The sequence below is a fragment of the Amycolatopsis sp. GM8 genome (assembly GCF_021653975.1).
GTDB lineage: Bacteria > Actinomycetota > Actinomycetes > Mycobacteriales > Pseudonocardiaceae > Amycolatopsis_E.
Genome location: NZ_JAJKFK010000009.1, coordinates 225,564 through 248,284, shown reverse-complemented (window position 1 = coordinate 248,284; position 22,721 = coordinate 225,564). Strand labels below are relative to the sequence as shown.

At 70.5% G+C, this 22,721-nt stretch carries 24 protein-coding genes, 1 other RNA gene and 1 pseudogene; 9 read left to right on the top strand and 17 right to left on the bottom strand.

Annotated features, from left to right (window positions below; all coding sequences use genetic code 11):
* Positions 1-57 precede the first annotated feature (57 nt).
* A complete protein-coding gene (locus tag LOZ83_RS40315; RefSeq protein ID WP_236795966.1) occupies positions 58-1,020 on the top strand; it encodes an AAA family ATPase in 963 nt (320 codons plus the stop codon).
* A 220-nt stretch (positions 1,021-1,240) separates the two neighbouring features.
* Here the strand turns inward: LOZ83_RS40315 and LOZ83_RS34250 are convergent, their stop codons facing one another.
* A complete protein-coding gene (locus LOZ83_RS34250) occupies positions 1,241-1,429 on the bottom strand; it encodes a hypothetical protein (RefSeq protein WP_236795965.1) in 189 nt (62 codons plus the stop codon).
* A gap of 87 nt (positions 1,430-1,516) precedes the next feature.
* On the opposite strand from LOZ83_RS34250, the gene LOZ83_RS34245 reads away from it, so the two are divergent.
* The gene (locus LOZ83_RS34245; RefSeq protein WP_236795964.1) at positions 1,517-3,250 is read left to right on the top strand and encodes an MFS transporter; all 1,734 of its coding nucleotides are present in this window, start codon (positions 1,517-1,519) and stop codon (positions 3,248-3,250) included.
* On the opposite strand, the gene LOZ83_RS34240 is transcribed toward LOZ83_RS34245, so the two are convergent.
* The 10 genes and pseudogenes from LOZ83_RS34240 to rnpB all read right to left on the bottom strand — a co-directional run bounded on the left by LOZ83_RS34240 (position 3,207) and on the right by rnpB (position 12,830).
* A complete protein-coding gene (locus LOZ83_RS34240; protein WP_236795963.1) occupies positions 3,207-4,055 on the bottom strand; it encodes a hypothetical protein in 849 nt (282 codons plus the stop codon). The two genes, LOZ83_RS34245 and LOZ83_RS34240, sit on opposite strands and share 44 nt — an antisense overlap.
* A 15-nt stretch (positions 4,056-4,070) precedes the next feature.
* The gene (locus tag LOZ83_RS34235; RefSeq protein ID WP_236795962.1) at positions 4,071-5,069 is read right to left on the bottom strand and encodes a C40 family peptidase; all 999 of its coding nucleotides are present in this window, start codon (positions 5,067-5,069) and stop codon (positions 4,071-4,073) included.
* A 2-nt stretch (positions 5,070-5,071) separates the two neighbouring features.
* Positions 5,072-5,671 carry a hypothetical protein gene (locus tag LOZ83_RS34230; protein WP_236795961.1) on the bottom strand — a complete coding sequence of 200 codons (600 nt, stop codon included), beginning with the start codon at positions 5,669-5,671 and terminating at the stop codon, positions 5,072-5,074.
* Between the two features lie 3 nt (positions 5,672-5,674).
* On the bottom strand, positions 5,675-7,741 hold the full coding sequence (locus LOZ83_RS34225) for a magnesium transporter (protein WP_236795960.1): 2,067 nt from the start codon (positions 7,739-7,741) through the stop codon (positions 5,675-5,677).
* Complete coding sequence (locus tag LOZ83_RS34220) at positions 7,738-10,614, bottom strand: ATP-binding protein (protein ID WP_236796022.1); 2,877 nt, start codon at positions 10,612-10,614, stop codon at positions 7,738-7,740. The genes LOZ83_RS34225 and LOZ83_RS34220 overlap by 4 nt, the downstream gene beginning before the upstream one ends.
* 78 nt (positions 10,615-10,692) lie before the next feature.
* Positions 10,693-11,154 (bottom strand): hypothetical protein, encoded by a 462-nt coding sequence (locus LOZ83_RS34215; RefSeq protein WP_236795959.1) that lies wholly within the window; start codon positions 11,152-11,154, stop codon positions 10,693-10,695.
* 10 nt (positions 11,155-11,164) lie between these two features.
* Complete coding sequence (locus LOZ83_RS34210; protein WP_236795958.1) at positions 11,165-11,431, bottom strand: hypothetical protein; 267 nt, start codon at positions 11,429-11,431, stop codon at positions 11,165-11,167.
* Positions 11,432-11,817: 386 nt separating this feature from the next.
* A complete protein-coding gene (locus LOZ83_RS34205; RefSeq protein WP_236795957.1) occupies positions 11,818-12,201 on the bottom strand; it encodes a hypothetical protein in 384 nt (127 codons plus the stop codon).
* A 22-nt stretch (positions 12,202-12,223) separates the two neighbouring features.
* Positions 12,224-12,301 (bottom strand): annotated as a pseudogene (locus LOZ83_RS40930) (hypothetical protein); the annotation flags it as partial.
* Positions 12,302-12,452: 151 nt separating this feature from the next.
* Positions 12,453-12,830, bottom strand: an RNA gene (gene rnpB, locus LOZ83_RS34200) — RNase P RNA component class A.
* 80 nt (positions 12,831-12,910) lie between these two features.
* Between rnpB and sfnG the strand changes: the two genes are divergently transcribed.
* Positions 12,911-14,041, top strand: coding sequence for a dimethylsulfone monooxygenase SfnG (sfnG, locus tag LOZ83_RS34195; RefSeq protein ID WP_236795956.1), 1,131 nt, complete (start codon positions 12,911-12,913; stop codon positions 14,039-14,041).
* A gap of 17 nt (positions 14,042-14,058) precedes the next feature.
* Entirely contained in the window at positions 14,059-15,120 is a 1,062-nt protein-coding gene (locus tag LOZ83_RS34190; protein WP_236795955.1) for an SLC13 family permease, read from the top strand.
* On the opposite strand, the gene LOZ83_RS34185 is transcribed toward LOZ83_RS34190, so the two are convergent.
* Genes LOZ83_RS34185 through LOZ83_RS34175 form a run of 3 tightly spaced genes read right to left on the bottom strand, consistent with a single transcriptional unit; the run spans position 15,108 to position 17,727 of the window.
* The gene (locus LOZ83_RS34185; RefSeq protein ID WP_236796020.1) at positions 15,108-16,175 is read right to left on the bottom strand and encodes a bifunctional RNase H/acid phosphatase; all 1,068 of its coding nucleotides are present in this window, start codon (positions 16,173-16,175) and stop codon (positions 15,108-15,110) included. The two genes, LOZ83_RS34190 and LOZ83_RS34185, sit on opposite strands and share 13 nt — an antisense overlap.
* A gap of 2 nt (positions 16,176-16,177) precedes the next feature.
* The gene (locus tag LOZ83_RS34180; RefSeq protein ID WP_236795954.1) at positions 16,178-16,915 is read right to left on the bottom strand and encodes a zinc ribbon domain-containing protein; all 738 of its coding nucleotides are present in this window, start codon (positions 16,913-16,915) and stop codon (positions 16,178-16,180) included.
* Positions 16,912-17,727, bottom strand: a complete 816-nt coding sequence (locus LOZ83_RS34175; protein WP_236795953.1) for a Nif3-like dinuclear metal center hexameric protein — start codon at positions 17,725-17,727, stop codon at positions 16,912-16,914. The genes LOZ83_RS34180 and LOZ83_RS34175 overlap by 4 nt, the downstream gene beginning before the upstream one ends.
* Before the next feature lie 59 nt (positions 17,728-17,786).
* Between LOZ83_RS34175 and LOZ83_RS34170 the strand changes: the two genes are divergently transcribed.
* Genes LOZ83_RS34170 through LOZ83_RS34155 form a run of 4 tightly spaced genes read left to right on the top strand, consistent with a single transcriptional unit; the run spans position 17,787 to position 20,349 of the window.
* Positions 17,787-18,047: a PH domain-containing protein gene (locus LOZ83_RS34170; RefSeq protein WP_236795952.1), complete on the top strand. Its 261-nt coding sequence runs from the start codon at positions 17,787-17,789 to the stop codon at positions 18,045-18,047.
* A 60-nt stretch (positions 18,048-18,107) separates the two neighbouring features.
* The gene (locus LOZ83_RS34165; protein WP_308190363.1) at positions 18,108-18,596 is read left to right on the top strand and encodes a low molecular weight protein-tyrosine-phosphatase; all 489 of its coding nucleotides are present in this window, start codon (positions 18,108-18,110) and stop codon (positions 18,594-18,596) included.
* Positions 18,593-19,453: a fructosamine kinase family protein gene (locus LOZ83_RS34160; protein ID WP_236795951.1), complete on the top strand. Its 861-nt coding sequence runs from the start codon at positions 18,593-18,595 to the stop codon at positions 19,451-19,453. The genes LOZ83_RS34165 and LOZ83_RS34160 overlap by 4 nt, the downstream gene beginning before the upstream one ends.
* 23 nt (positions 19,454-19,476) lie before the next feature.
* Positions 19,477-20,349: an SURF1 family protein gene (locus tag LOZ83_RS34155; RefSeq protein WP_236795950.1), complete on the top strand. Its 873-nt coding sequence runs from the start codon at positions 19,477-19,479 to the stop codon at positions 20,347-20,349.
* Here LOZ83_RS34155 and LOZ83_RS34150 read toward each other — a convergent pair.
* Together LOZ83_RS34150 and LOZ83_RS34145 are read right to left on the bottom strand one after the other, a co-directional pair.
* Positions 20,294-21,130: a cobalamin biosynthesis protein gene (locus tag LOZ83_RS34150; RefSeq protein ID WP_236795949.1), complete on the bottom strand. Its 837-nt coding sequence runs from the start codon at positions 21,128-21,130 to the stop codon at positions 20,294-20,296. The two genes, LOZ83_RS34155 and LOZ83_RS34150, sit on opposite strands and share 56 nt — an antisense overlap.
* Positions 21,130-21,843, bottom strand: a complete 714-nt coding sequence (locus LOZ83_RS34145) for a FadR/GntR family transcriptional regulator (protein ID WP_236795948.1) — start codon at positions 21,841-21,843, stop codon at positions 21,130-21,132. The genes LOZ83_RS34150 and LOZ83_RS34145 overlap by 1 nt, the downstream gene beginning before the upstream one ends.
* A gap of 44 nt (positions 21,844-21,887) precedes the next feature.
* Between LOZ83_RS34145 and LOZ83_RS34140 the strand changes: the two genes are divergently transcribed.
* Positions 21,888-22,385 (top strand): gluconokinase, encoded by a 498-nt coding sequence (locus LOZ83_RS34140; RefSeq protein ID WP_236795947.1) that lies wholly within the window; start codon positions 21,888-21,890, stop codon positions 22,383-22,385.
* Here the strand turns inward: LOZ83_RS34140 and LOZ83_RS34135 are convergent.
* On the bottom strand, positions 22,382-22,720 hold the full coding sequence (locus tag LOZ83_RS34135) for a YrdB family protein (RefSeq protein WP_236795946.1): 339 nt from the start codon (positions 22,718-22,720) through the stop codon (positions 22,382-22,384). The two genes, LOZ83_RS34140 and LOZ83_RS34135, sit on opposite strands and share 4 nt — an antisense overlap.
* Position 22,721 lies beyond the last annotated feature (1 nt).

Genomic DNA, 22,721 nt, shown 5'->3' with positions numbered 1-22,721 from the left:
GGGTGTATCTTCCCTTGTCAGTAATGAAAATCGATATCGTTTTCGGAGGTATGCACGGTGAAGGTCGCGTTCGTCGGCAAGGGCGGCAGCGGGAAGACGACGCTGACCTCCCTGTTCGCCGCCTACCTTGCCGCGTCGGGCAAACCGGTACTGGCCATCGACGCCGACATCAACCAGCATCTGGCCGCCGCACTGGGCGCGAGCGAGGAGGAAGCGGTCACGCTGCCGACGCTCGGTGACCACCTGCCGCTGATCAAGGAACACCTGCGCGGGGACAATCCGCGCATCACCAGCGCCGACGCGATGATCAAGACCACCCCGCCTGGCCGCGGCTCGCGCCTGCTGCGGCCGTTCGCCGCGGACCCGGTGCTGGACCAGTGCTTCCGCATGGTCAGCGGGGTGCGACTGGGCGCCACCGGCCGGTTCACCGAGGACGATCTGGGTGTCGCCTGCTACCACTCGAAGGTCGGTGCGGCGGAGCTGCTGCTCAACCACTTCGTCGACGAGCCGGGCGAATACGTGGTGATGGACATGACCGCGGGTGCGGACGCGTTCGCCTCGGGCCTGTTCACCCGCTTCGACGTGACGCTGCTGGTGTGCGAACCGACGTTGCGCAGCGTCGGGGTGTACCGGCAGTACGCCGACTACGCGCGCGATTTCGGGGTGCGGCTCGCGGTGGTGGGCAACAAGGTCACTGATGACGACGATGTCGCGTTCCTGCGCGACCAGCTCGGCGACGCGCTGCTGTGCTGGCTGACCGGCTCCGGGCACGTCCGCGCGACCGAGCGCGGCCAGGTCCGGCCGATCGACGCGCTGGAGCCGGAAAACCTGTCGGCGCTGGAAAAGCTGGTGTCCACGGTGGACTCGGTCGAGCGGGACTGGGAGCGGTACCACCGGCAGGCCGTGGAGTTCCACCTGCGCAACGCGCGCTCGTGGGGCAACGACCGGACGGGCGAGGACCTGGCCGCCCAGGTGGACCCGGACTTCGTCCCCGGCCCACCCGCCCTCACCCAAGCGTGACCCGCGAGTCCGACACCGGAGACGGCGAGTCCGACGCTGGAGACCGCGAGTTCGACAGCCACGACAGCGAACTCGACATTCGCGCAGCCGCAACGTCGAATTCGGCGTCGCCAGTGTCGAGCTCAGCGTCGTGGACGTCGGACTCGGCGTCTGGAACGTCGGACTCGGCGTCCCGAGTGTCGGACTCGCGGTCGTGAGCGTCGGACTCGCCGGAGGGCGGTCAGTCCCAGTCGGCGTCTTCTTTGTCGGCCTTTTTGGTGCGCTCGCGGGCGATGTCCAGGGCGCGGCGGGCGGTCGCCTCGTCGGGGTACGGGCCGAGCAGGTCGATCGAGCGTGAGCGCTCGAGATGTTCCACTTCACCGGTCGTCGTGTTGTAGTACCAACCCTGGTCCGGGTTCGGATCGTTCATGCCCCGAGCGTCCCATCTCACCCCGCCGCTGTCATGCCCGCGAGATATAGTTAGTTATGGCATATAAACAGTGAGAGGTGGGGTCACGTGGATCGTCAGGCACGGGCCGCCGTCGCCGTGCGGAACCCGCGGTACAAATGGATAGCGCTGTCGAACACGACACTCGGCGTGTTCATCGCGACGATCAACTCCTCCATCCTGCTGATCGCCCTGCCCGACATCTTCCGCGGCCTGCGGATCGACCCGCTCGCCCCCGGCAACACCAGCCTGCTGCTGTGGCTGATCATGGGCTACCTCGTGGTCACCGCCGTGCTCGTGGTGAGCTTCGGGCGCCTCGGCGACATGTACGGCCGCGTCCGGATGTACAACGCCGGTTTCGCCGTCTTCACCATCTTCTCGATCCTGCTGTCGGTCACCTGGATGCACGGCACAGCGGGCGCGCTGTGGCTGATCATCATGCGGATCCTGCAGGGCGTCGGCGGCGCGCTGCTGATGGCCAACTCGACCGCGATCATCACCGACGCGTTCCCCGTCGAGCAGCGCGGTCTCGCGCTCGGCCTCAACCAGGTCGCGGGGATCGCCGGGTCGTTCATCGGGCTCGTGCTCGGCGGTCTGCTCGGGCCGGTCGAGTGGCACACGGTGTTCCTGGTGTCGGTGCCGATCGGCGTGTTCGGCACCATCTGGGCGTACTGGAAGCTGCACGACACCGGCGTCCGCAACCCCGCGACCCTGGACTGGTGGGGCAACCTGACCTTCGCGGTGGGCCTCATCGCGGTCCTCGTCGGCATCACCTACGGCATCCAGCCCTACGCCGGGCACACCATGGGCTGGACCAACCCGATGGTGCTCGCCGCGCTGTTCGGCGGGATCGTGGTGCTGGCCATCTTCTGCGTCATCGAGACGAAGGTGCCGGACCCGATGTTCCGGCTCCGGCTGTTCCGGATCCGCGCCTTCACCGCCGGGAACATCGCGAGCCTGCTGTCCGCCCTCGGCCGCGGCGGGCTGCAGTTCATCCTGATCATCTGGTTGCAGGGGATCTGGTTGCCGCGCCACGGTTACAGCTTCGAGTCGACCCCGCTGTGGGCCGGGATCTACATGCTGCCGGTGACCGTCGGCTTCCTGGTCGCCGGGCCGATCTCGGGCTGGCTTTCGGACCGCTTCGGCGCGCGGCCGTTCGCCACCGGCGGCATGGTGATCGCGGCGCTGAGCTTCCTGTGGCTGCTGATGTTGCCGGTGAACTTCTCCTACTGGCAGTTCGCGCTCGCCTTGCTGGTCAACGGGCTCGGCATGGGCCTGTTCGCCTCACCGAACCGCGCGGGGATCATGAACAGCCTGCCGCCGCACCAGCGCGGGGTGGGCGCGGGCATCAGCACGACGTTCCAGAACTCGGCCATGGTGCTGTCGATCGGCATCTTCTTCAGCCTGATGATCACCGGGATCGCGCGCACCCTGCCGCAGACACTGACGAGCGGGCTCGTCGCGCAGGGCGTGCCCGCGTCGAGCGCCGGCGCGCTCGCGGCGCTGCCGCCGGTCGCCGTACTGTTCGCGTCCCTGTTGGGCTACAACCCGCTGCAGACGCTGCTGGACCCGAACGTCCTGCACCAGCTGCCGCCGGCGCGGGCGGACTTCCTGACCGGGCGCGAGTTCTTCCCCGACCTGATCTCGGGCCCGTTCGCGACCGGACTCACCGTGGCGTTCGGCTTCGCCATCGTGGCCTGCCTGGTCGCGGCCATCGCTTCCTGGCTCCGCGGCGGCAAGTACGTCGCGGAGGAACCCGTCAAGACCGGTAGCGATAGGGAAGTTCCGTCGGCTGCCCGCTAGGACCGAACTGGCCGGGCTGCTGGTCGGGGTGCTCGTCGAACCAGCCGCGGTCGGACAGCGGGATGCCGCGAGGCGGGGTGTCGGAATCGGCGTCGGGCTCGACCGGCTCGGGAGTCCCTTCCACAGCCGGCTTCTCCTCGAAGGCCGCCTCGAAACCCAGCGGCGGCACCCGCGGTTTCGCGGACTCCTGCTCCACACGCGGTTCCCGCTCCACACGCGGCTCCTCGGCGGGCGGCGCCTCGGGCGGCTTCGGCGTCGTACGCCAGACCGGGCCAGGCGGGATGTTCATCGGCGCCGCGCGCGGACGCTCGGGCGCGGGCTCCGCGGGCGCGTCACTCCGGCCACGCCGGGGCGCGATCGGGTCGAGCACCGACACCAGCACGCGCGTGTGCTCCGGGTCCTCGACCTTCCGGCCGCTGCGCTCCCGGTACACCATTTCCCCGTCGGCGTCGATCTCCACCAGGTAGCCCGCCTCGGCGAGCTGTTCCTCGTCCAGGTCGGCGAGGTTCTCGTAGCGCGAGGGCACCACCCGGTACACCGGCCACGACAGGCTCTGGTGCTGCTGGTGGAACTGCGCCAGCAACGCGGACATCTGCTGCTGCCACGGCAACGACATGCCCTCGGCGAGCGAGCGCGGCAGCACGACGTAGTTCTCGTCGACCCCCGGCCAGTTCGGCGCCAGGTAGTCGGCCAGCGGGGTACTCGACGCCGGGCGCGCGGCCGACCGCGGCGGCGGTGGGGGCGCGCCGAAGAGATCCCGCGGATCCTTGCCGGGGCTGCGTTTCTTCCCGAATTTCTTGGCCACAGAACTCTCCGTTGGTCACACACCCGGCCGCACGGCCTGCGGCACGAGCTCGCTCTCGTCGAACGACACCGACCGGACGTGCACCGGCACGCCGGTCTGCTGGGCCTCCACTATCTTCCCATCACCCAGGTACATCGCCACATGGTGAATCGTGTTCGGGTTCGACGGGTCATAGGCCCAGAACAGCAGATCACCGGGCTGCGCGGTGCGCGCGGGCAGCAGCGCGCCGTCGTGGTACTGGTCCTGCGACACCCGGTCGAGGGTGATGCCGGCGGCCTGGTAGGCGCGCAGCATCAGGCCCGAGCAGTCGTAGGAGTCCGGCCCCTCCGCGCCCCAGACGTACGGCTTTCCCTGCTCCCCCAAGGCGAACGCGATCGCCGACGCGGCGGCCTGGTTCGGCGGCAGCGCCAGCCCGGCGCTCTGCCCGCAGCCGACCATGTCCGCCACCTGACCGACGTTCTCCACGAGATATGCCGCCATCGGCTCCCAGCGGTGATACCGCTCGGGGAACGCGGAACGCTCGACGGCCTGCGCGGAGGAACCCGGCCGCTGCTGGTCCCAGCCCGGCACCGCGAGCAGCACGTCGTAGAACTTGTTGATCTCGTACCCGATGTCCTGCAACTGCGGCACGCTGCCCCAGCCCATCGACGGCCGCATCTGGAAGATGCCCAGCGAGTCGCGGTCGCCGTAGGCGAGGTTCCGCAGGCCCGACTCGGTCATGCCCGCCTGGATCGCGATCTGCCACGCCCGCGGCGACAGCTTGCGCTGCTTGCCGATGTCCACGATCTGCTGCACGATCTGCCGCTGGTCGCCGTCGAGGCCCTGCGCCTGACCCTGCGCGGTCTGTGCCTGGCCGGGGCTGGTCGGGCCGATCGCCGCGTCGCAGCTGGTGTTCTGCACCGCCTGCGCCTGCGCGGCCTGCTGGTCGGTGACCACCTTCACCACGACGCCGGCGGTCAGCACACCCGCGAAGAGCACAGCGACCACCACCCCGATCAGTACCCCGAGCCGCATACTCAGCTCGCCTGGTCGTACTCGGCCACCCGCCACCCGGCGGGGGTCTGCGCGACGGTGATGCTGAGCTTGGGCCCATCGGTGGGCACGACGACGAGGACGGAACTGGTGTAGGACTGGGCGGCGCTCGGGTCACCGGTCACCTTGCTCGCCGGGATGTTCGACGGGTCCACTGTGGACATCTGCGGCAGGAACTCGTCGGTGGTGTAAGGGCGGAGCCCGTCCAGCCACTGCGCGTTCGTGATCCCGGCCGGGTGGTTCACCCACGCCTGCGCCCACAGCTTCGCGATGTTCAGCGCCTCCGGGTTCGGCGCCGCGGACGTCGGCTGCACCAGCGGCGCGGTCAGCCTCGTCGACATCGGGGCCGAGGACGAGCCGCTCGCCGGGCGGGGCGCCGCCGTCGACGCCGGGTCCGGGATCCGGGCCGGGGTGACGGTGCTGCGCTGCCCGGGCCCCAGCAGCTGTGGCACCACGAGCCCGATGGCCAGCACGAGGATCGCGACCGCGATCGCGGTCCCGGCGAGATGCCGCGGCGAGCGCAGGGGAAAACCCCACAGGCGGCGGTAGACCGCGGCCCGCCCGCGGTTGGTCCTGATCGGCATCTCTTACCTCACGACTTGATCGGTGTCGCGCGGTTCCTCGCGCACCTCGATTCCGCGGGACGGCCGGTAGATCACGTGCACCGGTTTGCCGCCGACGAGTTCGCGCTCGGCGCGGCGCGGTTGCTGCGCCGGCACGAAGGGCGCCGCGGGCGTCGACCGCATCCGCGACGGGACGACGACCGAGTCCGGCAGATCGTCCCGGTTGAACACGGGCGAGGTGTCCACGCGCCGGCTCTGCGGCTGCGGTGGCACCCAGCCGGCGTCCGAACGACGGGTGGTACCCGGCGGTGCCGAGTACACGTAGTGGTCCTGACCACCGCCGCCCGGCCCGTACGACGGGTACACCCCGGGCCCGCCACCGGACGGCAGCGCGGGCCGGTTTCCGTTACCGGACAACGCTCCCCCGCCCGGCCACGGCGCGCCGGACCACGCGGCGGCCGGGCGCGCGGCCATCGAACCGGCGCCGTCGAGCCGCTGCGAGTTCGCGAAGATCGTCGCCTCCGGGCGGTAGCGGCCGCCACCGGCCGTCGCGCCGATCGGCCCACGGGTCTCCACATCGCTGTCGTCCGCGTCGCGGACGCCCTGCCAGAACTCGTCCTGCGGTGTCGGCCCCGGCTTGCGGCGGAACCGCGAGAAGATCCCGCCGCTGGGCGCCGGAATCGACGAACCGACCATGCCGACGGACATCTCCACCATCTGCCACAACCGCCGGACCGGGCGGCCGATGAGGAACAGCAGCACGGTCACCAGACCGGCCAGTGCCATCTGCGTCAGCATCGACAGCGAGTTGCCCGCGCCGAAGATCGCCTGCAGCAGCAAGGAATGCACACCGGCGAGCACCGCGAGCACGATCAGGTTGAACCCGACGCCGCCGAGCACCTTGCCCACCCGGCGCAGGATGTCGTGGTGCACCAGCGCGACCAGGCCGATCAGCGGCGCGGTCAGCGCGAACAGCCGGATCAGCACCTGGGCGAGCAGCACGGAAGCCTTGGCCACCAACTGGAACAGCGCGTACACGAGACTCTGCAGCAGCGCGAGAAAACCGGAACCGGTACGGCTGCCGCCTTCGCCGGTGAAGTACGGCGTGGCGGTACCGAGCTGGCCCGCGATGTTCTTGTACGCGGCCTTTTTCGAGTCCACCACGGCCTGGTTCGCATCGTCGCCGTTGCGCACCTGGTCCCAGGTGAACGCCTGCGCGTCCAGCAGCGGCCGGCCGAACTGGGTCGCCTGCGCGGCGTCCGGCGCGCCGAACTCGCCGCGCAGCCAGTTGTTGTAGACGACCTGGGTGTGCAGCTCGGTGGGCAGGATCTCGCGGACCACGCGATTGCCCGAGTCGTCCACGAACCCCGCCTGGATGTTCGTGGTGGTCTGGACGATCGCTTTGTCGATGGGATCGAAATATCTCAGCATCGCGAGCGAGGACGCGGCGAGCCACACCGCGCCGAGCCCGTAGAGCGCGCGTTTGGACACTGTGGACAGATCGCCGCGCCAGATGTTGCGGAACATCAGGATCGCGAGGATCAGTGCCGCGAGCCCGAACAGCTGGGCGTAGATGTTGTTGTAGACCTTCTCCGCGCCGCTCTTCACCGCTCCGTAGATCGGGTTGAGCAGCCCGCCCTCCATCACCGTGTAGTGCAAGGAGTTCGTGGCACCGACGATGTTCTTGCCGATGTCGAACATCTCGTTGCCGGCCCAGGTGTCGATCGTCGAGTTCGGGCTCGTGATGCCGGACAACGGGCTGCAGTCGGTCTGGTAGACGTACCAGACCATCCCGGCGTAGCTGTAGTCCAGGTACGCGCTGCCGTTCTCGCCGTGTGTGGCCGGCGGGTCGATCGCGCCGACCATGCCCGAGCCCGGCCGCTCCGGCGTCGGCGCCTCACCGCACGCCGCGGCCGACGCGGCCGGCGCGGTGGCTACGGCCTGCAGACCGACCAGCAACGCGACGGCGACCATCGTGGCCCACCGCCCGGGACGCTTGCCCCGGAACCCGCCACGGCGCACGAAACCCTTGAAGGCGTACCAGCCCCAGGAGAAGGCCAGCACTCCACCGAGCGTGAGGAGGGTCGTCATGCGGCGTCCCGGCCGTGACCGCCCCGCTTACCCGCGGTCGCGTGTTCCCCCTCTGGCTCGGCGCCGTTCTCGGTGCTCGTCGCGGCGCCGTTCGAAGCACCCGGCACCTCCTCGGCGAGCAACTGCTCCTCGGTCAGGCCGACCTCGCGTTCGGCCGCCAGCTCCAGATCCTGTTCCAGCTCGTCGTCGTCCGGTGGCGGGGCCGGCACGTACTGGGCCTTCTGCTGCTGCTCGGCCTCGCGTGCCGCGCGGTTGTCCGCGGGCAACGCGTCCTTCGAACCGGGTGTGGTGTCCATCGCGGCACGCAGATGTTCCAGGTGCGGCCCGGAGAAGTCGACCCGGATCCGCTCCACGCCACCCGCGCCGTCACCGAAGATGAATTGCCGCGGCTCGCGGTCGCGCTCGGCGTCCCGGTGCGCGCCGGGCCGCCGGCCGAGCGCGGCGACGACCTGCTCGTAGCCGACCCCGACCGGAACCTTCAGCAGCCGCAACGCATCCGCCTGCGCCTCGTCGTCGTCGAGGCGGCCGACGAACACCGAGTCCAGCAGCGCCACGAAACCCTGGATCTTCAGGAAGTCCGCCGGGATCTGCGAGGACAGCAGCACCCGGACGTTCCATTTCCGCGAGTCACGGGCGAACCGGTTCATCAGCACCCGCCCCGTCGGCACCTCGGACAGGAAGAACGCCTCGTCGATCCAGACGCCCTTGCGCTGGTCCTTCGGCTTCTCGTAGACCGACCGCTGAGTCAGCCACGCCGCCAGGTTCAGCATCTCGACACCGAGCGCCTCGGCGTCGGTCCAGTGCTCGCGGCCGACGCCGTCCTTCGGCAGGGTCAGCCCCGCCATGGTCAGCACGGTCAGCCGGTCGTCGCGGCCCTCGGAGTACGGGTCGGCGTCGTTTTCCGGGATGAGCAAGGACATTCGCTCGCGCATCTCGTCGAGGAAGTCCGCGACCACGACCGCGTGCTCGTGATGCTCGCTGGAGTCCCGGCGCAGCGCGTCGATGACCTGCCCCGGGTCGGCGTCGTAACGGCCACCGACCGCGCGGACCGCGCGCAGCAGCACGATCCGGCTCTGCGGCATGCGTGCCACCTCGTACGGCAGGATCCCGGCCAGCACGTCGAGCACGAGCCGCCGCCGGGTGGCCCCGGCCAGCGCGCGCTCGCGCCGCCACGCCCGCTCCGGGTTCTCCTCGTCGAGGAAGTGTTCGAGCTGCGGCTCGGCGACCACCCGGTACGGGTTGAGGATTCCGGGCTGGGCGTTGAGCAGGTTGATCGGCCGCGCGTACGGCTTGATCTCCGGCAGGTCGCACAGCCGCGACAGCGGACCCGACGGGTCGAGCAGCGTCCAGCTCGCACCCGCGCGCAGGGTCTTGTAGACGATGCCGCCACCGAGGAACGACTTGCCGCCACCGAGGCCGGCGACCATCGCGGTCAGCCCCGAGCCGTCGCGGATCTCCTGCGCCATCCACGGGTCCCAGGCCACCGGCCGCCGGGTCGCGGTGACCGTCTCGCCGAGCAGGATGCCGCGCCGGTCACCGACCTCCGCGGTCGCCGTCGGCACCGCCGCGGCCGCCCACACGACGGAACCGCGGCGCATGTACGCCGCGGACGAGAGCGGCTCGCCCGGGATGAACTCGCGGGCCATCGCGTACTGCGCCTCGGGATGCTCGATCGCGATCTTCGGCTTGTACAGGTCCAGCAGTTGCTGGGCCAGGCGCAGCGCGTCGCGCTCGGTCGGGCCCGACACCGCCAGCCGCCACCACGAACGCACCCGGGTGGCCAGCGCGGTGAAACCCGACGTCATCTCGTCGTCGATCTCGAGCACCCGGGACGCCTGGCGCGAAAGCGATTGCGGCGGTTCCAGCTCGTGCTCGTCGGTGTAGTGCTTGACCTGCGAACGCACCTTGTTCATCTGGCGCTGCAGCTCACCCGCCACCTCTTCCGGGCGGCGCACGTAGATCCGGGCGGACCACTCGACCGAAGCCGGCAGCCGGTCCGCGTGCTGCACCCACGGGTCGTCCACCTCGGGGATCTGCAGGCCGTGCATCTGGCCGACGGTCAGCACCGCGAGATGGCGGCGCACCCCGGCGTTCGACCCGGTGCGCCCGCGCACGGTCAGCGTCGGCGCGTACGGGTCGGCGTGGAAGTCCGCCGCGTCGGTGAAACTCGCCAGGTCCTCCGGCTCCCATTCCGCGCCCGGCACCGCGGGCATGTTGCGGGGCGCGGGCAGGCCGAGCGAGCAGGACCGGTGCATCAGCCAGGACATCTCCTCGGCGTGCACCGGACGGCCCTCCAGCCCCGACGAGCCGATGACCTGGTCGAGGTGCTCGACCTCGGAGTCCAGCGCGGTCAGCTCGGCGTCCACGGCCTCCGGCAGGATCCGGCGCAGCAGCGGCGCGGCGCTCTCCACCGCGCGGTCCACCATCCGGCGGGTCTGCACCTGGACCCCGAGGTAGACCTCTTTCTCGGCCATCGAGCGGCCCATGAGCTGCTGCTGCTCGCCGATCAGGTAGTCGTCGAAGGACAGCGTGCCCGGCGTGTCCCGGGGACGGCCGACCGCGTTGTGCACATGCGCCTCGGCCCACATCCGGATCGGGTACGGCCGGGTCGTCACCCGCAGGTGCAGCCAGCGGCCCTGCAGCTCCGCATACTGCCCGGCGATCGCGGCGATCAGGTCACGGCGCTGCGAGTCGGACCGGAACGACCAGCGCTGCGGGGCCAGCCGGTACCACGCGTACACCTCGTGCCCGGTGCGGACCAGGTGGCCGTCGATGCTGCGGGCGGCGATGGACGGGGTGTAGCTCGGGATGGCCTGCTCCCCCGGCAACCGCCTGCCCTGCTTCGGCTGGGCTCTCTGGGCATTCGGCGGCACGCCACGACCGGGCCGCGGCTGCCACTGGGTGGCGCCGCCCGCGTCGTGCTCCCGGTCCTTACGGCGACCGAACAACAGCTACCTCCTCGCCTTGACCGCAGCGCGGCCTTGGCGTGCTCGGGGCCTGTGAGTGTTGTTTCCGGCCCCCTGCCGGGGGCCCACGCGTTTGTGCTTGGGCAAGGGACGCTGGGGACGGATCCGGAGCTTCGTGGCGGTGACCGCGCCGCCGTCTCCTCGTGGCCGCTCGCGCGGGGTGTGCAGCTCCCGCAGCCACATCGTGAACACCGCGCCGAGTGGGCGCTCATGACTGATCTTGCTCGTGATCAGCCTGGTGATCAAGATCGTGAGGATGAACGCCCACGCCGTGGAGAAGAAACCGAACCCGACGCCGATCTGCCGCTCGACGGTCAGCACGACCAGGAAGACCGCGATGCCCACACCCCACGACACGTACCTGGCACGCCACGGGAAGGTGGCCTTCGGCGGGCCGAGCCAGACCGCATCGACCCGGTAGACGTCGTCATCGGTTCGAATCCGCACGAGGGCTCCGCTAACCGGTGAACAGGCCGGCGATCCATTCGCCGACGTTCACGCCCAGCCCGCTGACCGCGAGGCCGATGATCGCGAGCGCGATCACGACCCCGGCGAGGCGCTTCATCACGCCGGCGTTGTCGCCCTTGCCACCGCCCAGCCAGAGCAGCAGCAGCGCGACGGCCAGCAGTACCAGCGGGATAACGTTGTCCAGCAGCCATTGCTGGACACCTCGGGTCTTGATCTCGCCCTGTGCCAGGTGTTGCACAAGTGTCATCATGGTCATCGCGTACTCCCGGGTGCGAGGAGCGTGGTCGGATGGGTCTCGCCGGGCGGGGCCCACGGGGTTGAACGGTCTGGTCCGGTCTACATCATGGCGTGACTACCCGTAACGGTCAAAGTGCTCTCCGTCGTAGGTCGTCGCTCCTCACCAGGCACAGTACGGCCACTCTCCCTGAACTCGTCGCCTTCCATCATGTCCGCAAGGCCGCTCAGGAATAACCCCGTCCACTCGTATTGCGTAGTTTGGACACGAACCGACCCCGTCAGCGTTGTCTCTGCTCACTCTGGGTTGTTCGGACCGCCGCTCGGTTCCGGCGGACCATAGTTTGGCATGCCCCGTTCGGAGGCAAGAGTTCTACCCGACAATCACAAGGCGCCCGGCCTAGTCGATCATGTGCCGGATAGCGGAAGCATGACCTGCTCTCTGAGGCGGTCACTATCCGTGCACGTCAGGCCCGCGGGGCGGCGAAAAGCCCGTCCGGGAACGCGCCCGCCGCGACGGCCGAGCCCGCGCAGCCCACGGCCGAGCTCGCGCAGCCGCTCGGACTTCTCGGCGCCGAGGCGCCGCCACGGTGCGCAAGCGGCCGCGTTCGTCCGCTCCTCGACGCGCTCGCGCAGCGCTACCCCCTTGCCGGTGAGCCCGTCGGCGTCGAGGATCCCGTCCTCCTGGAGCCGAGCGGACGCCTCGTCCCACTCCGCGTCGGACCAGCCGCGGGTGGCCTTCGCGGCGACGGGGACCTTCGGGCGTGCACGCTTCCGTGGCCTGACGGGCAAGTTCGGCTGCCTCGGCGACTTCGGCGGACGACACGGCTTCGCCGAGCAGGCGCCGCAGCATGACGTCGACCGCTTCGAGCGTCCGCGCCGCGGTGGCGATCGTCCAGGCGCGCGGGATGTGCGTCGCGATGAGGGCAGGGCTTAACCGTCGTGTTTGCCCGCCAGGTCACCGTGTTCGCCCCGCGCGCGGCCAACTCACCGACGTGGCGGGCAAACACGCCAGCGTGGCGGGCGAACACGCCGGTCGAAGGCGGACGAGTTGGCCTGTAAGCCGGATCCTGTACCGCGAAAGCGGTGGCGGCCATCCATCTAGGCCTGCCGTTGCCGGCAGGCTCGAGCGGCCTACCCGCAGGCTCGGGCGGGCAGCCCTCGAACGCCTGCGCAGGCACCGGTGAAGGTGCCCTCTTGGCCTTGCTCCGGGTGGGGTTTACCGAGCCATCCCGGTCACCCGGGATGCTGGTGGTCTCTTACACCACCGTTTCACCCTTACCCCAGCACGCGCTGGGGCGGTCTGTTCTCTGTGGCACTGTCCCGCGGGTCACCCCGGGTTGCGGTTAGCAACCACCCTGCCCTGCGGAGTCCGGACTTTCCTCGAAGGCTCACGCCCTCGCGGCCGCCCGGCCAACTCGTCCGCGTCACCCAGGGTAGCCCGGTCCCAGGTCGTGGACACCATTGCCCTCGCGCGCGTGCCCTCGCTTCACTCCCGGGCATGCCCATTACCGAAGAGCCCCTGAAATTCGCCTACTGGGTCCCCAACGTCAGCGGCGGTCTCGTGACCAGCGACATCGAGCAGCGCACCGACTGGGGTTACGAATACAACCGCGACCTGGCGGTCATCGCCGAGAACAACGGTTTCGAGTACGCGCTCACCCAGGTCCGCTATACCGCCAGTTACGGCGCCGCCTACCAGCACGAGTCCACCGGCTTCAGCCTCGCCCTGTTGCTGGCCACCCAACGGCTCAAGGTGATCGCGGCGATCCATCCCGGCCTGTGGCACCCGGGCGTGCTCGCGAAGTTCGTCGCCAGTGCCGACGTGATGTCCGGCGGCCGCGCCGCGGTGAACGTCGTGAGCGGCTGGTTCAAGGACGAGTTCACCGGTCTCGGCGAGCCGTGGCTGGAGCACGACGAGCGGTACCGCCGGTCGGAGGAGTTCATCCGGGTGCTCAAGCAGCTGTGGACCAGCGACAGCGCCGAGTTCGCCGGGGACTTCTACCGGATCCACGACTTCGACATCAAGCCCAAGCCGATCGCCTCGCCCGGCCGCCCGCATCCCGAGGTCTTCCAGGGCGGCAACTCCACCGCGGCACGCAAGCTCGCCGGCCGGGTCTCCGACTGGTACTTCAGCAACGGCAAGGACTACGACGGTTTCACCGAGCAGGTCGAGGAGGTCCGCGGCTACGCGGCGGAGAACGACCACCCGGTGCGGTTCGGGCTCAACGGGTTCGTGATCGCCCGCGAGACCGAAGCCGAGGCCCGCGACACGCTGCGCGAGATCGTCGCGAAGGCGAATGCCGAGGCGGTGGAAGGGTTCCGCTCGGCCGTACAGCAGGCGGGAAGTTCCACTTCGGACAAGAAAGGCATGTGGGCCGACTCCGAGTTCCCCGATCTGGTGCAGTACAACGACGGCTTCCGCACCCGCCTGATCGGCACGCCGGAGCAGATCGCGGAGCGCGCGATCGAGTACAAGCGGCGCGGCGCGAACCTGCTGCTGCTCGGTTTCCTGCACTACCACGAGGAGGTCGAGCACTTCGGCAAGCACGTGCTGCCGATCATCCGCGAACTGGAGAAGGACGCCGCCCGCGGCGCGGCCACGCCGGAGCCGATCGGGGTCAACGCCTGACCGGCTAGCGTGATCGGGTGCGCGAGGTACTGCCGACCCTGGGGTTCCTGGCGGCGATCCTCGTGGTGGCACACCTGGCCGGGGTGTACGGCGTGTTCACCTGGCTGGGCGCACGGTTGGCCGCGGCCTGTCACGGCAGCCCGCGGCGACTGCTGGTGCTGACCTTCGCGGCCGCCGCCGGCACCACCGCGGTGCTCAGCCTGGACGCGACGGTCGTGCTGCTCACGCCGGTCGTGTACGCGACGGCGGAGCGGCTGCGGCTCGCCCCGCGGCCGCACGTGTACGCGTGTGCGCACCTGGCCAACTCGGCTTCGACGCTGTTGCCGGTGTCGAACCTGACCAACCTGCTGGCGTTCTCGGCGTCAGGGCTGAGCTTCGCGGCGTTCGCGCAGCTGATGGCGTTGCCGTGGCTGGTCACGATCGCGATCGAGCTGGGCGTGTTCGTGCGGTTCTTCGCGCGGGATCTCACCGGTTCCGGGGTGAACGAGGCGGACGGGCCGCCGGCACCGGTGTTCGCGCTGGTCGTGGTGGCGCTGACGCTGGCGGGGTTTGGGCTCGCCGAGCTGGCACACGCCCAGCCGGTGTGGGTCGCCGCCGCGTCCGCCGTGGTGCTGGCCGGGCCCGCGCTGGCCCGGCGCCTCGTGCGGGTCTCGGATCTGGTGCGGGCGGCGAACCCGGTGCTGTGCCTGGTGGTGTTCGTGCTGGCGACGCTGGTGGACCTCGTGCCGGAGAACCTGCTCGGGGCCGTGCTGCCGGACGCGACGAGCCTGCCCGCGCTGCTGCTCACGGCGTTGATCGCGGCGGTGCTGGCGAACGTCGTCAACAACCTGCCCGCGACGCTGCTCCTGGTCGCCGCACTGGGCCCGCATCCGGCCGCCGGCCTGGTGCTGGCGGTGCTGCTGGGGGTGAACCTCGGCCCGAACGCGACCTACCACGGTTCGCTGGCGACCCTGCTGTGGCGACGGACCCTGCCGGAACGCCCGGCGTCACGGGACTTCTTCCGGCTGGGGATGCTCACCGCGCCGGCGACACTCGTCGCGTCGGTGGTGGCGTTGTGGGCGGTCCTTCAGCTGAGGTGACAGGTGTCGTTGACCAGCCGCACGGACGCGTTGCCGTCCGGGTAGAACTCGACGATCGACAACGACGCGAGATCAAGGTGCAGCCGGAACAACAGCGACGGCCCCGCGTCCAAACCCAGGCGCAGCAACGATTTGATCGGAGTGACATGGCTGACGACCACCACCGTCTGCCCGCCGTACGCGTCGATCAGCTCGTCACGCGCCACGAGCACGCGGCGGTACACCGCGTCGAAGCTCTCCCCGCCCGGCGGCGGCATGGAGGCGTCGCGCAGCCATCGCCCGTGCAGGTCCGGGTCCCGCTCGCCGGCCTCACGGAAGGTCATGCCCTCCCACTCGCCGAAGTCGGTCTCGATCAGGCCCTGGTTCGTCTCGACCCGGGTGCCGATCGCGTCCGCCACCGCCTGCGCCGTCTGCAGGGTGCGGGTCAGCGGCGAGGTGACGACCGGCATCGGTTCCCCGCCGGCCATCGTGGCGAGCCGTTTCGCCGCGGCCGCCGCCTGCTCGCGACCCAGCTCGGTCAGCGGCACGTCGCCGCGCCCGGAGTACCGGCGGTCGACAGACATCTCGGTCTGGCCGTGGCGCAGCAACAGCAGCCGCGTCGGCTTGCCGCGGGCGCCCGTCCAGCGGGCCGGCGTCGTGGCGGGCGCGGCGGTGGGCGACGCTTGGGCGTCCATCGCCTCGTTGGCGAGGCGGTCCGCGTGCGTGTTCTGGGCGCGCGGGATCCATTCGTAGGACACCCGCTCGAACCGGGCGGCCAGCTCCTTCGCCTGCCGCGCCAGCGGTTGCAGCGCGGCGTGCTTGATCTTCCACCGCCCGGACATCTGCTCGACGACGAGCTTCGAGTCCATCCGGACGTCCACAGTGGACGCCGCGAGCTCGGCCGCCGCGGTCAGCCCGGCGACCAGGCCGGTGTACTCGGCGACGTTGTTGGTGGTGATGCCGAGCCCGTCCTTGCGCTCGGCGAGGATCGCGCCGGTCTCGGCGTCCTTGACCACCGCGCCGTAGCCGGCGGGACCGGGATTGCCCCGCGAACCGCCGTCGGCCTCGACGATCACCTTCACAGGCCGGACTCCAGCGTGCGCACCAGGATCGCGCCACAGTTTTCGCACTGTACGACCTCGTCCTCGGCGGCCGTCTTGATCTCCGAGATGGTGCTCCGGTCGAGCTCCAGCTGGCAGGCCCCGCAGCGCCGAGCCCGCAGCAGCGCCGCGCCGATGCCCTTCTGCGCGCGGACCCGTTCGTACAGCTTGAGCAGCGGCTCGGGGAACCGGGGCACGAGCTTCGCCCGGTCCTCGTCGCGGCGGGCCTGCGTGGTGTCGAGGTCCGCGACGGCCTCGTCGCGGCGGCGCCCGGCGTCGGCCAGAGCCTGCTCGGCCTTGTCCAGCTCGGCGCCGGTGCGCTGCCCGTCCAGCTCGAGTGCCTCGCGGCGCTCCATGAGTTCCAGCAGGTCGTCCTCGAGCGCGGACTGGCGGCGGGCGAGGGTGTCCAGCTCGTGCTGCAGGTCGTTCATCTGCTTGGCCTGCACCGAACCGGACTCCATCAGCTTGCGGTCGCGGTCCTCGCGCGCCCGCACGGATTCGATCTCCTTTTCCTGGCGCGCGATCTCGCGGTCGAGGTCGGAGGCGGCGGTCTGGGTCGAGACGCGGGTGTCGCGGTGCTCGCGGACCAGCTTCTCGGCGTCCTCGATCTGGGCCAGCTCGGGCAGTGTCCGGCGGCGGTGCTCGACGCGGGACAGCTCGGCGTCCACCTTCGCGAGTTCGAGCAGCTGACGCTGGACGGCTGAGTCTGCCTTCACTGGTTGCGCTCCCTTGAGGTTCGGATGGTCCACGGGTCGGTGCGGCGGGTGGACACGTGGGTGTCGACGTTACCCGCAAAGGCGCGCCGCAGAACCCCCGAGGCTTGCTCGCACCACGGCCACTCGCTCGCCCAGTGCGTGACGCCGACGAGCGCGGGACCACCGGCCTCGAGGTGCTCGCCCGCGGGGTGATGGCGGAGGTCGGCGGTCACGTAGGCGTCGACGCCCGCTTCGGTCGCGGCGGCGAGGTAACTGTCGCCCGCGCCACCGGACACCGCGACTGTCCTGATCGGACGGTCGGGGTCACCGGCACCGACGACGCCGGGTTCGGTCTCCGGCAGCGCCTCCGCGACCCGCTGCACGAACACGGCGAACGATTCGGCCTCGGGCAGCTCGCCGATCCGGCCGATCCCGGTGGTTTCGCGGTGCGGGTCGAGTGGTCTGAGCACGCGCAACCCGATCGCCTCCGCGAGCGCGTCGGAGACGCCGGGGTTCGCGGCGTCCGCGTTGGTGTGCGCGCAGTAGAGCGCGATGCCGGCGCGGATCATCCGGTGCACGAGGCGGCCCTTGGTGGTGTCTGCAGGCACGCCGTGCACCCCGCGCAGCAGGAGCGGGTGGTGCGCGACGATCAGCCGCGCGCCGCGTTCGATCGCCTCGCCGACGGTCGCCTCGACGGGATCGACACACACCAGGACGCGGTCCACGTCGTCGGCCGGATCCCCGCACACGAGCCCGACGGCGTCCCAGCTTTCCGCCAGCTCAGGCGGATAAGCGTCCTCCAGGGCGGCGATGACCTGTGCGAGTTCGGGCATACCGGGATCTTCGCACCCGCCCGATTGCCGCCGCACCGCCCCGGTGTCACGCTGGGCCGATGAGCGAGTATCGCGATCGCTGGATCGAGTGCACCGCCGACGAGATCCGGATCCGCGGCTACTACTTCCCGTGGGGTACCAAGCGCATCCCGTATCGCTCGATCCGTTCGGTCCGCCGGGTGGAGATGGACGCGCTCACCGGCAGGGGTCGCATCTGGGGCACGGCAAGCCCGCGCTACTGGGCGGGCTTCGACCCGGGCCGGCCGCGCAAGAAGACCGCGCTGATCCTCGACCTCGGCCGGACGGTGCGGCCGTCCTGACCCCCGATGACCCGGACGCCGTCGAAGCCGTCATCAAGGTGCACGCGGCACACTAACGGCGTGACCGAACCCCCACTGCACCTTTCCTTCGTCTGTTCCGGCAACATCTGCCGGTCCCCGATGGCCGCGCTCGTGTTCCGCGAGCACCTGCGCCGCGCCGGGCTCGCCGATCAGGTGCGGGTGAGCAGCGCGGGCATCGGCCCGTGGCACGTCGGCGAACCCGCCGACCCCCGCGCGCTGGCGACGCTCGAACAGCACGGGTACGGCGGGACGCACGTCGCCGCTCAGGTCGACGAGGCGCACCTCTCCGCGGAGCTCCTGCTGGCCGCCGACGCCGGTCACCTCCGCGACCTCCGGCGCAAGATCGACAACCCGTCCCGCGTGCGCCTGCTGCGCGAATTCGATCCGTCGGCACCGGCCGGCGCCGAGGTGCCCGACCCGTACTACGGCGGCGACGACGGCTTCGACGACGTGCTGGCGATGATCGAGCGCACGGTGCCCGCCCTGCTCGATTGGGTGCGCGAGAGGTTGGGCACACTACGCGCGTGACGAGGAACGCTCGCGAAGCGGTCGAGCGGTTGCACGGCGGAAGTGTCATCGGGGTCCGGCAGGCCGGCGGCTCGGTTTTCCTGGTGAGCCTCACCGACGAGACGGTCATCGCCAAGCACGGCATCGGGCCCGGCGCGACGCGGGCCGAGGCCGCCGGGCTGCGCTGGCTGGGCGAGCCCGGGGACGTGCCGCTGCCGCGCGTGTACGAGCACGACGACGAGTGGCTGGTGATGCAGTACGTCCCGCCGGCGTCGCCGTCCGCCGAAGCGGCCGAGACGTTCGGGCGGAATCTCGCAAGACTCCACCTGCGGGGCGCCGACGCGTTCGGCAGTCCCCCGCCGGATGGCCCGGCCGACGCGTGGATGGGTGTCGCGCCGATGCGCAACGAGCCCAGTCCCGACTGGCCGTCGTTCTACGCGGAGCACCGCGTCCTGCCGTACCTGCGCGAGTGCGCCGATCAGAAGCAGTTCACCACCGACGAGGTCGGCGTCTTCGAAGAACTGTGCGGCAAGCTGGGCGAACTGGCCGACCCGGAGCCGCCCGCACGCGTGCACGGCGACGCGTGGAGCGGCAACGTGCACTGGGCGCGTGACGGCGTCTGGCTGATCGACCCGGCGGCACACGGCGGGCACCGCGAGGGCGACCTCGCGATGCTCCAGCTGTTCGGCACGTCGCAGCTGGGCCGCATCCTGGGCGCGTACGCCGAAGGCGCCCAGGACGAGGGCTCACCGCTGGCCGACGGCTGGCGCGAGCGAGTGCCGGTGCACCAGCTGTTCCCGCTGCTCATGCACGCGGCGGTGTTCGGCGGCGGGTACGGCCGTCAGGCCCTCACCGCGGCCCGGGCCGCGCTGCGCTGACCGCACGGGGCTACCGTGGGAGCGTGCGGTGGAAGTTCTTGCTCCGGCCCAGCTGGCTCGCGCTGGTCTTTGGTGTACTGATTTTCGCTTTCGCCTGTTTCTACCTCCTCTCGCCGTGGCAGTTCAGCCGCAACTCCGAGCGCGAGGCCCAGAACAGCGCGGTCCAGGCATCCATGACCGCCGAGCCGAAGCCGCTCGACAGCGTGCTCGCGCCGGGCGTCGCACCCGATCAGCACACCGAGTGGACCCGGGTCACGATCGACGGCACGTACCTGCCCGAACACGAGGTGGTCGCGCGGCTGCGCACCGTGCTCGGCGAGCCCGCGTACGAGATCCTCACGCCGCTGCGCACCACCACCGGCGAGACCGTGCTAATCGACCGCGGCTATGTCCAGCCCGGTGACCACGGCGTGGTTCCGCCGTACGCCGCGCCGCCCGCCGGGCCCGTCCAGGTGCTGGCGCGGATCCGGCAGGACGAGACCGATCCGAAGAACCGCCCCGCGTTCGCCGACGCCTCCACGGCCGGGAAGCTGCAGAGCTACGACGTGGACTCGCGGGTGGTCGCCCACTCCAGTGGTCTGGACATCCGGCGCGGCTACTACCAGCTCGACCCGAATACTCCCGGTGTGCTGAACGCGCTGCCGCTGCCGCAGTTGGATTCGGGCCCGTTCTTCTCCTATGCGCTGCAATGGATCGCGTTCGGCCTGATGGCGCTCGGCGGCCTGGCCTACTTCACCATCCGGGAGCTGAAACCCGGTGGTGTGCTGGCGGAAATGGGCGAACGCTCCAAGGAAAAATGGAAGCGGAAGTCCGTCGCGCAGATTCTCGCGGAAGACGAGGCTAACGAGTCTGCCGCCGCCGAAGACCAGTCAGAAGAGCCAGCACGGCAGAACTGATCGCGGCCAGCCAGCCCACGACGCGCGACAGCTCGACCGCCCGAGTCACGTGCCCGGCGTCGGGATTGCGCCCGTCCCCCAGCACCGGCCGCTCCTGGACGCCGCTCGGGTAGGCCGTCCGCCCGCCGAGGCGAACCTCCAGCGCACCGGCGAAAGCCGCCTCGATCCGGCCGGTTTTCGGGTCCGGATGCGCGACGGTGTCCCGCTGCCAGGCCCGCCACGCGCCGCTCGCGGAACCGCCGACGACCGGTGCGCCGGTGACGGTCAGCGCGGCGGCGACCCGCGTCGGCGCGAAGCTCGCCAGCTCGGCCAAGGGTCCCTGGACCCGCAACAGGGTCAGCGCCCGGGCACCGACCAGCCCGGGAATCCCGGCGACCGCGCCCCAGAACATCGGCCCCACCACGGAATCCGAGGTGTGCCGCGCGAGCGACTCGACCGTCGCGCGGGAAAGTCCGATGACGTCAAGGCTTTCGGTCTCGCGGGTGTCGAGCTCGGCGAGCGCGCCACGGGCCTCGTCGAGCCGGCCCTCTTCGAGATCGCGGGCCAGCGCCGTACCGTCCGTGGCGAGCCTGGCCCCGCCGAGCACCGCCCAGGTGGCGACAGCGGTGCCGAGCGCCTGCAGCACCGGGCTGCGCCTGGTGGCCCGTTCGATGACGATTCCGGCCACGACGAGCCCGCCCGCTGTCGGAAGCCCGCGTTCGATCGGGGTGAGTTCGCCTCGTCCGATCACCCCGTCGGCGGCCGCCCCCAGCAGCAGCCCGATTGCCCGCGCCGCGTTCATCACTTGCCCCCGGTAGTCGTGTTCCGGCGAAGATTATCGAACTGCTCGGCGACCTTGTCGCGGGCCTGCTCCATGATGCCGCGCATGACGTGTTCGGCCTGCTCGGCGTCACCGCTGTCGACGGCTTTCGCGACCTGGACGTGCATCGCGACGGCTTCCGCCGGGATCAGCCCGCGCTCGGTGCGCCCGGTGAGGACCTGGGCGACGACGGCGGAGAGCTGGCAGAACATCGGGTTGCCGGACGCGGCGAGCACGACGTGGTGGAAGGCGATGTCGTGCTCCAGGAACGTGGCGGGATCGCGGGCCTCGGCCGTGATCTCCAGCCGGGTGGCCAGCGCGCGCAGCCGTCCGCGGTCCTCCGGGCTCGCGCGCACCGCGGCGAAGCGCGCGGCCGTGGGTTCGACGGCCCAGCGCAGCTCCATGAGCGTCCGCAGCGCCTGCGCGCGGTAGTCGCTGTCGAGCTGCCAGCCGATCAGGCGTGGATCGAAATGGTTCCAGCCGGCCGGATCGCGCACGGTGATCCCGACCCGGCGCTTGCTGGTGGTGAGGCACATGGCTTCGAGCGCGCGGACGACCTCGCGGGCGACCGTCCGGGAGGCGCCGTGGTTCGCCTGCAACTGTTCGAGGCGCAGCACCGTGCCCGCCGGAATGCGCCCGGTGACGATCGCGGTACCCAGCTCGTCGAGGACCCGCGCATGTCTGCCGTCCACCATGATGTGACGCTACTACCCGGGGACGACGAGGTCGGAGGGGCGAAATGATGGTCATCGTGGTGATGGGCGTGGCCGGATCCGGAAAAACGACGGTCGGTCAGGACCTGGCGGCACGTCTCGGTGTCGAGTACGCGGAGGCCGATTCGTTCCACCCGAAGGCGAACATCGAGAAGATGTCCGCCGGCCATCCGCTCACCGACGACGACCGCGGACCGTGGCTGCGGGCGATCGCCGCGTGGATCCACGATCATCGGGCCGCCGGCGGTGTGGTTTCCTCATCCGCGCTCAAACGCCGTTATCGCGACGTGCTGCGTGGTGGGGGTGACGTCTGGTTCCTCCACCTCGACGGGCCGCGGGAACTCATCGCCGACCGAATGAAGCACCGCGCCGGGCACTTCATGCCGGTGTCCCTTTTGGACTCCCAGCTCGCCGACCTCGAACCGCTGGAGTCCGATGAGCACGGCATCGTCGCCGCTATCGCCGACGACCCCGGCGACATCGTGCGCACCGCCCTCGACGCACTGGCAACGGAGCCGAGCTAAGTGCGCCGGCGGCGGGTGGCGGTGACGTAGGTGGTGTTGGCGACCACCAGGACGGCGAAGATCACCGCGAGGACCGGGTTCCCGGTGACGACGAGGGCCGCGACCGCCGCGCCGAACACGATCGCCTTCACCACCAGGATGCCCGCGATCGGCAGGCCGAACGTCGCGCGCGGCGCGGCGAACAGGCCCCACACGACGGCGGCCAGCACGGGCGCCCCGACGCCGAGCACGATCTTCCACGTGGTCCCGTCGCCGGTCGCGAAACCCCAGTAGGCCAGCGCCGCGAGAGCGAGCAGCTCCAGCAGGAAAGCCAGGCCCTCGTTCACCAGCCGCATG